The 12,455-nt window shown below is 59.7% G+C and carries 12 protein-coding genes; 5 read left to right on the forward strand and 7 right to left on the reverse strand.

Annotated elements, in window-relative coordinates; translation table 11 throughout:
• The first annotated feature begins 63 nt into the window (after positions 1–63).
• Entirely contained in the window at positions 64–1,524 is a 1,461-nt protein-coding gene (locus tag HUO14_RS11795; RefSeq protein ID WP_246255534.1) for an MFS transporter, read from the forward strand.
• A gap of 130 nt (positions 1,525–1,654) precedes the next feature.
• Here HUO14_RS11795 and glnA read toward each other — a convergent pair whose 3' ends face one another.
• The 4 genes from glnA to HUO14_RS11815 form a co-directional block, all read right to left on the reverse strand.
• A complete protein-coding gene (glnA, locus tag HUO14_RS11800; RefSeq protein WP_176280015.1) occupies positions 1,655–3,067 on the reverse strand; it encodes a type I glutamate--ammonia ligase in 1,413 nt (470 codons plus the stop codon).
• Between the two features lie 48 nt (positions 3,068–3,115).
• A complete protein-coding gene (locus HUO14_RS11805; protein WP_176280016.1) occupies positions 3,116–3,454 on the reverse strand; it encodes a P-II family nitrogen regulator in 339 nt (112 codons plus the stop codon).
• A 252-nt stretch (positions 3,455–3,706) separates the two neighbouring features.
• Positions 3,707–5,830 carry a PQQ-dependent dehydrogenase, methanol/ethanol family gene (locus HUO14_RS11810; protein ID WP_176280017.1) on the reverse strand — a complete coding sequence of 708 codons (2,124 nt, stop codon included), beginning with the start codon at positions 5,828–5,830 and terminating at the stop codon, positions 3,707–3,709.
• 158 nt (positions 5,831–5,988) lie between these two features.
• A complete protein-coding gene (locus HUO14_RS11815; RefSeq protein WP_176280018.1) occupies positions 5,989–7,080 on the reverse strand; it encodes a sensor histidine kinase in 1,092 nt (363 codons plus the stop codon).
• Between the two features lie 376 nt (positions 7,081–7,456).
• On the opposite strand from HUO14_RS11815, the gene HUO14_RS11820 reads away from it, so the two are divergent.
• Entirely contained in the window at positions 7,457–8,338 is an 882-nt protein-coding gene (locus HUO14_RS11820) for an OmpA family protein (protein WP_176280019.1), read from the forward strand.
• A gap of 113 nt (positions 8,339–8,451) precedes the next feature.
• On the opposite strand, the gene HUO14_RS11825 is transcribed toward HUO14_RS11820, so the two are convergent.
• From HUO14_RS11825 to HUO14_RS11835, 3 genes are all read right to left on the reverse strand, one after another.
• A complete protein-coding gene (locus HUO14_RS11825) occupies positions 8,452–8,595 on the reverse strand; it encodes a hypothetical protein (protein ID WP_176280020.1) in 144 nt (47 codons plus the stop codon).
• Between the two features lie 221 nt (positions 8,596–8,816).
• Positions 8,817–9,446, reverse strand: a complete 630-nt coding sequence (locus tag HUO14_RS11830) for a peroxiredoxin (protein ID WP_176280021.1) — start codon at positions 9,444–9,446, stop codon at positions 8,817–8,819.
• Positions 9,447–9,741: 295 nt separating this feature from the next.
• A complete protein-coding gene (locus HUO14_RS11835; protein ID WP_176280022.1) occupies positions 9,742–10,083 on the reverse strand; it encodes a hypothetical protein in 342 nt (113 codons plus the stop codon).
• Between the two features lie 156 nt (positions 10,084–10,239).
• On the opposite strand from HUO14_RS11835, the gene HUO14_RS11840 reads away from it, so the two are divergent.
• From HUO14_RS11840 to HUO14_RS11850, 3 genes are all read left to right on the forward strand, one after another.
• On the forward strand, positions 10,240–10,488 hold the full coding sequence (locus tag HUO14_RS11840) for a type II toxin-antitoxin system ParD family antitoxin (RefSeq protein ID WP_176280023.1): 249 nt from the start codon (positions 10,240–10,242) through the stop codon (positions 10,486–10,488).
• Positions 10,481–10,771, forward strand: coding sequence for a type II toxin-antitoxin system RelE/ParE family toxin (locus HUO14_RS11845; protein WP_176280024.1), 291 nt, complete (start codon positions 10,481–10,483; stop codon positions 10,769–10,771). The genes HUO14_RS11840 and HUO14_RS11845 overlap by 8 nt, the downstream gene beginning before the upstream one ends.
• Positions 10,772–11,021: 250 nt before the next feature.
• Complete coding sequence (locus HUO14_RS11850) at positions 11,022–12,401, forward strand: MFS transporter (RefSeq protein ID WP_176280025.1); 1,380 nt, start codon at positions 11,022–11,024, stop codon at positions 12,399–12,401.
• Positions 12,402–12,455 lie beyond the last annotated feature (54 nt).

Below are 12,455 nucleotides of genomic sequence, written 5' to 3' on the forward strand. Positions count from 1 at the left end.
GATCAGGGGCGTCCAGCAGTTGCTTCGGCTTCGAAGCTGGGGCTACCGACAGGGAGAGAGAGATTGACTGAAGCCATCATGGCGCCTTCATCCGTCCGCAAACCGTCGCTCTGGACAAAATTGGCTTATGGTTTCGGCACCGTGGCATATGGCACCAAGGATGCCGGTCTCAAATATTTCCTGCTGCTGTTCTATTCCCAGGTGGTCGGGATGGATTCCCGTCTCGTCAGTCTCGCCATCTTGGTCGCACTGGTCTTCGATGCGATCAGCGACCCGATAGTCGGCTACTGGTCAGACAATTTCCGATCCAGATGGGGCCGAAGACATCCGTTCATGTACGCCGCCGCCCTCCCGGTCGCCGTCAGCTATTATTTCATCTGGACGCCGCCCGAAGGCTGGAGCGACGAGGCCCTGTTCGGATATGTCCTGGTCCTGGCCATCACAATTCGCACCTTCATCACCTGCTACGAGACGCCCAGCACCGCGCTGGCGCCGGAGCTGACCGATGATTATGACGAGCGCAGCAGCATCTTGAGCTTTCGCGGTTTCTTTGGCTGGGTCGGCGGCAATGCGATGACGGTCATCGCCTTCACGATTATCTTCCCTGCGTTCGTGACGGTTGCGATTCCCGACGGGCAGTTCAATCCGGATGCTTATGCTTTTTATGGCCTGATGGGATCTGTAGCAATTTTCTGCGCGATCATGATTTCGGCCCTGGGTACGCATCACTATATTCCCAAACTGAGGCAAGCGCCGCCAAAGCGGGACATGACGCTCAAGATGATCTTTAAAGAGATTTATCAAACCGTCGCTAGCGGTTCCTTTTTCGCTCTTTTCTCTGCCTCGCTCATAGCCTTTACCGCCAGTGGTTTTGCTGCAGGCCTGTCGTTCTATTTTTCCATCTATTTCTGGGGATTTACCTCCGCACAGATCGGCCTGATCACGCTAGGTGTGTTTTTGGCGGCGGTTATCGGAGGTTCGCTGGCACCATTTGTGACACGAAAACTGGGCAAGAAACGCGGGGCTCTCACCGTTGGTCTGGTTGCCTTTATCGGACTGCCGCTACCGATTTTCCTCCGGCTGATTGACATGTTGCCGGAAAATGGGACTCCAGAGATTTTCTGGATAATAGCGGTCGCCAACACGCTCGATGTTGGCCTGATCATTTGTTACCAGATACTCGCGATGTCGATGATGGCCGACCTGGTGGAACAAGGTGAAGCAAAAACGGGAAACCGATCGGAAGGCCTGTTTTTTTCGGCCTATACATTCATGCGTAAATTTGGCGAAGGCTTTGGCGTTGTGATTGCAGGCTTTGTTCTATCAGCAGTTGGTGTAGCGGCCGGAGCCACGCAGGGTCAACTGTCGGACAGCACATTGTGGAATCTGGGAGCGGTCTATGTGCCGGTCATATTGGGGCTTTTCCTTACGGTTCTCGTAATCATCAGCTTTTACAAGGTCGACCGGGCCAAGCATGAAAAGACGGTGAGGGATCTGGCGGCACGGAAAGTCGCGTCATCATAGGCGGGGCGCAACAGCCTTTTCCCGATCCCGCTTGAGAGCCTGCGCCGATGATTTTTTCACCGGCTCGCCACTAAAAAGCCCGGAGCAATCGCTTGCCCCGGGCTTCCTGTTTCCAGTCTGATCGGAAGGATCAGCTCGAATAATACATGTCGAACTCGACCGGGCTCGGTGTGGTTTCCCAACGGCTGACTTCTTCCCATTTCAGTTCGGCATAGGCATCGATCTGGTCCTTGGTGAACACGTCGCCCTTGAGCAGGAACTCGTAGTCTGCTTCCAGCGCTTCCAGTGCTTCGCGGAGCGAACCGCAAACCGTTGGCACTTCGGCCAGCTCTGCCGGTGGCAGATCATAGAGATTCTTGTCCATGGCTTCGCCCGGGTGAATCTTGTTCTCGATGCCGTCGAGACCCGCCATCAGCAGGGCTGCTGACGAGAGATAGGGGTTGGCAAGCGGATCGGGGAAGCGGAACTCGACGCGCTTCGCCTTGTCGCCCGCTCCGTAAGGAATACGGCAGGATGCGGAACGGTTACGGCTCGAATAGGCGAGCAGCACCGGCGCTTCAAAGCCGGGAACCAGACGCTTGTAGCTGTTGGTCGTCGGGTTGGAGAATGCGTTGACCGCCTTGGCATGTTTGATCACGCCGCCGATATAGTGCAGGCACATTTCCGAGAGGCCGGCATATTCGTTGCCGGCGAAAAGTGGCTTGCCGTCTTTCCAGATCGACATATGTGTGTGCATGCCGCTGCCGTTATCGTCCTTGATCGGCTTGGGCATGAAGGTTGCGGTCTTGCCATAGGCATGGGCAACCTGCTGCACGACATATTTGTAAACCTGAACGCGGTCGCAGGTCTGGGTCAGCGTGCCGAAGGTGATGCCGAGCTCGTGCTGGGCGGATGCAACTTCATGATGATGCTTGTCCATCGGCAGGCCCATTTCCAGCATCGTCGCAACCATTTCGCCGCGAATGTCGACGCAGCTGTCAACCGGAGCGACCGGGAAATAGCCGCCCTTGGCGCGCGGGCGGTGACCCATGTTGCCGACATCATAGTCGCGGCCGCTGTTGGTCGGCAGCTCGATATCGTCGATCTTGAAGCCGGAGCGGTCGTAGCCGGTTTCGAACTTCACATCGTCGAACATGAAAAATTCGGGTTCCGGTCCGACAAAGACGGTGTCGCCGATGCCGGTCGATTTCAGATAGGCTTCTGCGCGGACAGCGGTCGACCGGGGGTCGCGATTGTACAGCGAGCCGTCACCCGGTTCGACAATATTGCAGACCAGGATCATCATCGGCGTAGCCGAGAACGGGTCCATATACATGGCGTCGAGATCGGGACGCAGGATCATGTCGGATTCGTTGATCGCCTTCCAGCCCTCGATCGAGCTGCCGTCGAACATGAAACCTTCTTCCAGCACATCTTCGTCGATGACACCGGCGCACATTGACAGATGCTGCCATTTGCCGCGTGGATCGGTGAAGCGAACATCGACCCATTCGATCTCATGTTCCTTGATCAGTTTAACAATATCGGATGCTGTATAGCCCATTAGTTAGTCCCTTGGTTCTGGTGTGTTTATTTGGTTGCGGAAAATAGATCAGATGGCGTCATTGTCGCGCTCGCCGGTGCGGATGCGCAGTGCTGATTCGACCGGAATGACGAAAATCTTGCCGTCGCCGATGCGTCCGGTCTGTGCCGCCGAGGCAATCGCTTCGACCGTGCGGTCTGCCAGACTGTCCTCGACCACGACTTCAAGCTTCACCTTGGGCAGGAAATCGACAACATATTCCGCACCGCGATACAGCTCGGTATGGCCCTTCTGCCGGCCAAAGCCCTTGGCTTCGGTCACGGTGATCCCGGACACGCCGACTTCGTGTAGCGCCTCTTTGACTTCGTCCAGCTTGAAGGGCTTGATAATGGCTTCGATCTTTTTCATTTTAATACGTCCCCGTATACCACTTGCTCGGCGCATCCTCCTGCGCAGGAGGAAAGCGCCTCGGCCGGGCACTATTGCCCGATACTATTCAATTACCATGCCAGAATCGATTCGCTCTTAGAATCGCTGATAGGCGTTGATCCATTGCTATAGGCTATTCGGACCGCTGACAATGCTGCCCAAAAAACAGGCATCTGCAGCGGCCGATGTCCATTTTTTGGGCAGGTGTTTTTTGCTGCCGATAGCGCGAATTTACCGCGGCGTCGGTGCCGTCATTTCCGGCAGGTTTTCCTTGGTCCAGCGTGACCGGTTGACCACATAGTGACGGATATTCTCCACCTGGGTTTCGCTCAGCTGTTTTCCGAAGCTCACCATGCCGGCATGTTTCAGCGCCCCGCCGGTGACCACCGATGCCCAGGCATCCTTGTCACCGAGCACGCCGCTGACCCTGAGGTCGGGCGTGAAGCCGTTGCCGATCGCGCTATCGCCGTGACAGACGATGCAATTGCGACCGAACAATGCCTTGCCGGCGGCGATCTGTTCGGGGGTTCCTTCCTGTACCGGAGGTTCCCAGATCACTTCGCCTTTTTCAGGCAGGGCCGGCAGTTTTGCCTTTCCGCCGAGTTTCATCACCACCAGCCGGGGGATGTTGGGAAGCTGGCGCGTTACCCCGCCAGCGACACCGGCGACCAGCGGAAAGGCACCGCCCTTGCTGGTCAGGAAGGCGACATATTGCTCACCGTCGATCATATAGGTCGATGGCGCGCTGACGATGCCGGACTGCATCTCCATGCTCAGCAGTTCCTCGCCCTTGTCGGCGGAATAGGCCTTTAACAGGCCGGTGCTGGTGCCCTGGAATACCAGATTGCCGGCGGTGGTCATCGTGCCGCCATTCCAGGCCGCCGGATAATCGCTGCTCCATTCGACCTTGCCGGTTTTCGGGTTGAACGCCACCAGCTTGCCGGTGGTCGCGGCGATCGCCGCCCTATAGGCATCCTTGTCGTCGGGAAGCTGGCCGATCGACCAGCCAATGCCGACGTTGAAGCCGAGTCGTTCGCGTTTCTTGTCGATCTCGCTGACCGGCACGTCATAGCCCTGCGGGATCTGCTGGGCCGGAATATAGACGAGGCCCGTCTCCGGATTATAGCTCATCGGATGCCAGTTATGCGCGCCCAGAGCGCCGGGGATCGCGATAAACGGCTTGCCGGTCTTGTAGAATCGCGCGTCCGGATTCTCGATCGGTCGGCCGGTTGTCAGGTCATAGCCGGTGGCCCAGTTGATCCCGTCGACAAAGGGTTCGGCGCTGATCAGGGTTCCGTCGATCCGGTCGATGACAAAGAAAAACCCGTTCTTCGGCGCGTGATAGAGCACCTTGCGCATCACGCCGTCGATTTCGAGTTCGGCCTGAATGATATGCTGGGTGGCGGTATAGTCCCAGGTTTCCGCCGGGGTTTCCTGATAATGCCAGAGATATTTGCCGGTGTCGGGGTTGACCGCGACAATCGACGAGAGGAACAGATTGTCGCCTTCGCCGCCGGAGCGCAGCCCGTGGTTCCACGGATTGCCGTTGCCGACGCCAAAGTAAAGCTGGTCGAGGTCCTCGTCATAGACGATGCTGTCCCAGACCGTGCCGCCGCCGCCGGATTCCTTCCACTCGCCGTCGCTCCAGGTCTTGGCCGCCGCCTTGGCGAAAATCTCGTCGCTCGCGGCACCATCCGGTTTCCCTTCCGGATTGGGGACGGTGTAGAAGCGCCATTTCAATGTCCCGTCGCGGACATCATAGGCCGAGACATAGCCGCGCACGCCGAATTCCGCGCCGCCATTGCCGATGATCACCATATTCTTGACCACCCGCGGCGCGCCGGTGATGGTATAGGGCTTGCTGTTGTCGGTGGTCTGGGTTTCCCAAAGCCGTGCGCCGCTGATCGCGTCGAGCGCGATCAGGCGACCGTCGATGGTCCCGAAGAATAATTTGCCACGGTTGATGGCGACTCCGCGATTGACGACGTCGCAGCAGGCGTCGACCGCTTTCTCGCCCGAGACTTCCGGATCATAGGACCAGAGTTCCTCGCCGGTCTTTGCATCATAGGCAAAGACCTTGGACCATGCGGTCGAGATATAGAGCTTGCCGTCGACGACCACCGGAGTCGCTTCCTGGCCGCGCGCGTCGGGCAGGTCCTTGAACCAGGCGATACCAAGCTCGCCGACATTGCTTTCGTTGATCTGGTCGAGCGGGCTGTGCCGCTGTTCCTTGGCGTCAAAGCCGATATTGTTCCAGTCCGCGTTGACCACCGCATCGGGCGCCGCCGGATCATCGGCCTGATTCTGGCAAGCCACCAGCAAAAGTGGAGCCAATAAAAATCCCAGCCTGCGCATCACCCGTCTCCCAAAAAGTGCCGGACGCTTGCCATCCGTACATTTAACTGACTAGCTAAATCGGGAGCACTTGGTCAAGGCTTATAGGAAGGGGCGTCCGGTCGGCGCGACTTTCCGGGCTGGCCGCGTTTGAGGATCCCCGAATCCGGGATCGGCGGCTATGCCTCGGCCAGACTGGCGAGTCTCAGTTCCATGCCGTGGCCACTGGCGCGCCAGTCAAGCGATGCGCCGAGCGAGCTTGCCAGCGAATTAATCACGCGCGTTCCCAGGCCCGATGCCGACGCGGCGAGCGCGGCATCCTTTGTGTCGGCCGATCCATTGTCCTTGCAGACGATCGACCATTGATCCTCCTCTGTCGTAATCACGAACTCGATTCTGCCCCCGGTTTCCGTCAGTCCGTGTTTCACGCTGTTCGACACGAATTCGTTGACGATCAGCAGCAGGCCGTTCGCCAGATGCGGGGACGCCCGTCCCCCGCGCACATCGGCGGACAGCGAAACACCTTCGGGAAGCAATTGCTCGAGATCCATGCAGACCCGGCGGAACAGCGATTCGAGGTCGACCGACTGGCCCTCTTCGAGATCGTGCAATTCGGCGTGCAGCGATGACAGCGACCGAATTCGCATGCTCGCGTCTTCCAGCGCGATCCGCACATTTTCGTCCGGCGCGGTTCTTGCCTTCATTGAAAACAGCGAACCGATCGACGCGAGCGAGTTTTTCACTCGATGGTCGATTTCACGGCGCAGCATCTGCTCTCTTTCCAGCGCCTGACGCAAATCCAGTTCCCGCATGACCTGGTGCGAGAGCGCCGTGATCACCTTGCGCTGCAAGTCGCTGAGCACGCGCGGCTGGTGGTCGAGCACGCACAGGGTGCCGAGCGGCAGCCCGTGGCTCCCTTTCAACACCGCACCGGCGTAAAAACGGAATCCGGGATCGCTGGTACAGAGAGGATTGTCGGCCATCCGCACGTCGGCGAGCGTATCGGGGATTTCGACGAACTCGTCCTGCAATATCACATGGCCACACAGGCTGGTTTCGAGCGGCGTCGACCGCACGCCCAGACCCGTTTCCGCCTTGAACCACTGCCGGTCCTTGTCGATGAAATTGACCACCGAGACCGGCGCTTCACACAATAGTGCCGCCAGTTCGACAATTTCGTCAAACGCCTGTTCGCGGTCGGTGTCGAGTATGCCATAGCGGCGAAGTTCGCGGAGACGCTCTGTCTCCTGGGGGTGCTGTTCGGGCTTCATCCCGCGTTATTAGCAGATTGTCTTGGCGAAGGAAGGGGCTGTCGCGCCGGACATCATATCTGCAAAATGCGGTCGGAATTTTTGTCGATCACTGGCCGTTTGCGATCAGCGCCGCAGCCGCCGGTCCGGTTCCCCGCTGCAACGGTTCGCCCCGCGCCGGTCTCGGAACGTCCCCATAATGGGCGCCCATGCCGGCGGTGTTCATCGGGCAGACAGGATGACGCGACCAGTCGGGAGGGCGACAAGTTCACGGGTGGTCGAAAGGCCGCGCATTTGTGCCGCCAACCACGAGGGAGACCGGGAGGCGGCACATCATCCCGAATCCGGCGAGGCGGAGCCGGACAATCATGACGAACCATTTTGAAGGAGAAGACTAATGAGCAATATTTCCACCATCAACCGGGCGAGCCTGCTGCTCGCCACTGCCGCCCTGCTGGCCCCGGCCAGCGTTTCCGCGCAACAGGAAAACCGCGAGGATATCGTCGTCTCGGGACAGCAGGAGGCGCAGGCCATCGTCGACCTGTCCGAAGCCCCCCGCGGACCGGAGATCGAAGGCATCATCTCCGCACGCGACAGCAGCCGTCTGCAGGTCACCGCGGACGATGGCAGCAAGACGATCGTCGGCTTTTCCGACCAGACCGAGATCAAGGCCAGCAAGGGCCTGTTCGGCCTCGGCCGCAAGGCGCTCGCCACTGACGCGCTGCTCAACGGCCTGCCGGTCAGCGTCGAAACCGTCCAGGTCGGCGACGAACTGGTCGCCAGCCAGATCAGCCTGCGCGACAAGGATCTCAAGACCGCGAGCATGATCCACAATGGCACCGCCCAAGGCTTTGCCGAACAGACCGCGGCAACCGAAGCGCTGCGCAGCCGCGTCGGCGATATCGACAAATATAACGTCAAGGGCACGACCAACGTGAACTTCGACACCGGCAAGGCGACCCTGTCCTCGCAGGGCAAGGCCGATCTCTGCGCCACGGCACAGCAGGCCGACGCGATGGACAATGCGCTGTTGCTGGTCGTCGGCTACACCGATTCCACCGGCGATTACGAATATAACCAGCAGCTCAGCGAAAAGCGGGCCAGCCGCGTGGTCAACTATATCCAGCAGAATTGCGGTTGGAAGCCCTATCGCATGCTGACCCCGACCGGCATGTCCGAAGCCGATCCGATGGCCAGCAACGACACCGCCACCGGCAAGGCGCAGAACCGCCGCGTCGCGGTCAATATCCTGGTCAGCAAGGGCCTCGACGGACTGTAAAATCGCGCGGGGGCGGGCCTGGCCCGCCCCCGCTCATATCCTGTCGGATGATGGCAGGGAAAAATGCTTTGGTAGCCACGCTGCGAAAGCAGGCGGCGGTCCGGATCAGCGGCCTAGCGCGGCTCGCTTCTGCGATCCCCCTTGCGCCGGTCCCCGCTGCGGCGCTCCGGCCCCTTATAGTCCGGATCGTCCTGCACGCGCCGGTCTGATGAGCGGCGATCGGATGATGATCCGTCGCCCGGATTTTCGCTAGACATACTCTTTGCTCCTCCCGAACAAATTTGCGCGCCCTTTCAAAAGCTTATTCCAAAGATTAAAGACTGTAAACCATATTCGGGCAAGCCACCGGGCGGCGCGGATTGCCGCCGTTGTCGCGCCCGTCCCGCATTACCACCCGACGATTGCCAGCCCGGTTGCCGGGCCAAGGGGGCCCGCCGGGCTGGCGTCGCGCTGTCTGGGGAGGGACAGATCAGCGCGATTAGCTGACGTCGGTGGTCCGCAGATAGGGCCGGTGCTCGGTCCAGCCTTGCGGGAACAGGCCTTTCGCCTCTTCGTCGCTGATCGACGGCGGGATGATCACTTCCTTGCCGATCTGCCAGTCGGCGGGCGTCGCGATCCGCTTGCGGTCGCTCAGCTGCAGCGCGTCGATGACCCGCAGGATCTCGTCAAAATTCCGTCCGACGCTCATTGGATAGGTCATCGTCAGCCGCACCTTCTTGTCGGGATCGATGATGAACACCGACCGGACCGCCGCGGTCTCGCTCTCGTCGGGATGGATCATGTCGTACATCTTGGCGATCGCCAGATCGGCATCGGCGACGATCGGGAAGGTGAGGTTGGTATTCTGCGTGTCGTTGACATCGGCAATCCACTTGCGATGCTCGTCGGCGGTGTCGGTCGACAGGCCGAGCGGCTTGGTGTTGCGCGCGTCGAACTGTTCGGCGAGCTGCGCCGTGCGCCCCATTTCGGTGGTGCAGACCGGGGTGAAGTCGGCCGGATGGCTGAAGAAGAATACCCAGCTGTCGCCGGCCCAGTCGTGCAGGCTGATCTCGCCGTTCTGGGTGTCGACGGTAAAGTCGAGGGCGGTGTCTCCAATATGCAATGTCATGTCATTTCCTTTCTGATGGTGGAGAGTTTTTACCGCCCCGATCCTGAAATATCCAATTCATTTACTCAATTACATTAAGTGAACAAGTGAATATGAAGGGAAGCCGAAAAACGCACCCCCGCCGTCACTGCCCCGAGCCCAAGACGACGCGGCAATCCGGCACGCCAAAAGACGCAGCGGATCGCTCCGCCGCGCGCAAGTCCGTCAATCCATCCTGATCCGTCCGGCAAAGGCCTCGGTACCATCAGCCTTCAGGCCGATACCGCGCCGTCACCCGAAGCCGCAGCCAGCCCGCTCAGCGCTGTTTTTTGGCGATCGTCGCGTTGAAGTCCGGGTCCTTCTTCGCCACCCAGTCGACAAATTTGCGCACCGCCGGATCGGCGAGCAGCCCCTCGACGTCCATCCCGTGGCGCTGCAGCTCGCTGTTGCTGAACTGGGTGATCAGCATCTTCTGGCAAATCGCATGCATCGGCACGGTATCGCGCCCGCCCCGGCTCTTCGGCACCGGATGATGCCAGACAATCGTCTCCCCGGTCGACCGCGCACACAGCCAGCAGGCCGGCGCCTCGGCCGGAGCTTCTTCCGCGTCGGGCTGCAGATCCTGCCAGCCGCCATGTTTCGAATGTTTGCGGGCCATGTTTCGGGGTCTCGGTTGGTGGGAGGTGAGGGGCTTGCCTAGCGGCGGACGGTCGGGATGGCCAGATAAAGCTGGCTGGCGCAAAACTGTCTTGGCCTCTTTACAAGCCCCGCCTGCACCAATAATATGACGATCCGTCTGCAAGGAGCATCAGCCATGGCCACCGTCCGCAAGACCATCACGCTCAGCGCGAGCCAGGACGCATGGATAAAATCCCGGATTGCCGACGGCGAATTCACCAATGACAGCGAATATATCCGCGATCTGGTCAAGCGCGACCAGTCGCAGCAGGACCGGCTGGCCACGTTGCGCGCGGCGATAGCAGAGGGCCTCGACAGCGGCACCAGCGACCAGTCGCTGGACGATATATGGACCGCCGCCGAAGACCGCGCCACAAATGGCTGACCTGCGCCTGAGCAGGCGCGCCGCCAGCGATCTGGCCGAAATAGCCGATTACACCATAGCCGAATTCGGCATCGACCAGGCCCGGCGCTATCGCGACCAGTTGCACGCCTGTTTCCAGTCCCTGCTCGCCAACCCGCAGCTCGGTCGCAGCGCGGAGGCAGTCGCCCCGGGCCTGCGCCGCATCCGCCAGCAGGCACATGTTGTGTTTTACAGAGTTGAGCGGGAGGGGTTGCTGATCGTGCGGGTGCTGCATCACAGCATGGATTTTGAGCGGCATCTATGATGGTGCGGTGAAATCATGAGATGTGGGTCTGGTGTATTTGGTAAGCTGTCACCCTAATCCATATCATCAAGCCGGTGATTTCCGCTATATTTTACAAAGTGTTCCATTCGTGTATATTCGTCACAGGGGAGCGGCGATCAGGAGTTTCCGAACGTCGCGCTGATCTGGGTGAGATATTCGGTAGCCTCTGATCCATTGAAGGAAATGAAAAGGAAGCAATATTCTTTTCTTTCCTTTCGGGGGATATATCTTGGAATCAGCTTCTCTGGCGGGGCCTTCGAGCCAGCCCGTATTTCTGGCCGAAAACAGAAACCTGCGCCTGTTCACAATATTCCTGCTCTATGCCGGGCAAGGCATTCCGCTTGGCCTGTTCGATTTCACCATACCGGCGTGGATGGCAGTCAGCGGCGCTTCCGCCCGGGATATCGCGTTCGTGGTGGCGATGACCGGGATACCCTGGAGTTTCAAGTTCATCGCCGGGTTCATGATGGACCGTTACACGCTGCTCGCCATGGGGCGTCGAAGAATCTGGATCATCGGTGCGCAAATCGTCATGATCGCGCTGCTGGCAATTTTCGCGATCATCAGTCCAGGACCGCGTGATGTACTCATTCTCGGCCTCGTTGCCCTGGCGGTCAATACGGCCACGGTGTTTCAGGATGTCGCGGTCGACGGCCTGACCGTGGACATTCTCCCCGAGGAGGAACGATCGATGGGCGGGGCGCTGGCATCGGGCGGTCAGGTCATCGGTATCGCCGTATCGGCGGGCCTGACGGGCACCATGGTCTATGCCTTTGGCGCGAGTGCGGCCTATATCGCCTGCGCGCTGCTCGTCGTTCTGGTCACCGTACATGTCATTTGGGTGCGGGAACGTGTGGGCGAGCGCCGCCTTCCCTGGTCCCGCGGCGAGGCCCAGCAAGTGAATATTCTGGCCCAGGCCGATCACTGGCTGCCATTGCTGAAAGGCGCGCTGCGCAACACGTTTTCGCGGCAAAGCCTCAGCTATTTCCCGATACTGGTCAGCGTCGGCCTGACATACGGAATATGCCTGATCGCCGTGCCGATGATCGCCACCGGCGAGACCGGCTGGGCGGAAGATCAGCTGGGATCCCTCAACGGCACCGCACAGCTGGTCGCGGGCGTTGCCACCATCGCCATCGGCGGGTTCGCGGTCGGCAAGCTGGGCGCCCAGCGCGCGTTCTGGATATCACGCTGTGCGTTTATCGCGCTCACCGGGTGGATGATATGGGTGGCCGACAGCTGGAGCGATCCGCGGGTCCTGATCATTTTTGTGCTCGGCTGGACCGTGCTGCATTTTTTCGGCGCCATCAGCGAAGTCGTCATCAACATGCGGCTCAGCCCGCCGGCGATCGCGGCGACCCAGTTTTCGATCTTCATGGCCTTTTCCAATATGGGCATCAGCCTGGCCGGCATTTTGATCGGATCGATCGCGATGCTCTCCGAACCAAAGGCCATGCTGATGTTTCTGATCGGCGTGCATATTTTGTCGGTGTTGATCTTGCTGGTGGTTAAATATCCGACCCGCCAGATCGGCGCCCTCGATATACCAGCGGCCACCGGGACAGATCCCGCCGTCGCTGACCCGATAGCCCATCCAGCGCGCGACTAGTTTTCCCGGCGGATCGGGGAATGGGGGCAGAATGCCGGGCGCGGGTGAACGCAG

Source organism: Parasphingorhabdus flavimaris (assembly GCF_013371215.1).
Taxonomy (GTDB): Bacteria; Pseudomonadota; Alphaproteobacteria; order Sphingomonadales; family Sphingomonadaceae; genus Parasphingorhabdus; species Parasphingorhabdus flavimaris.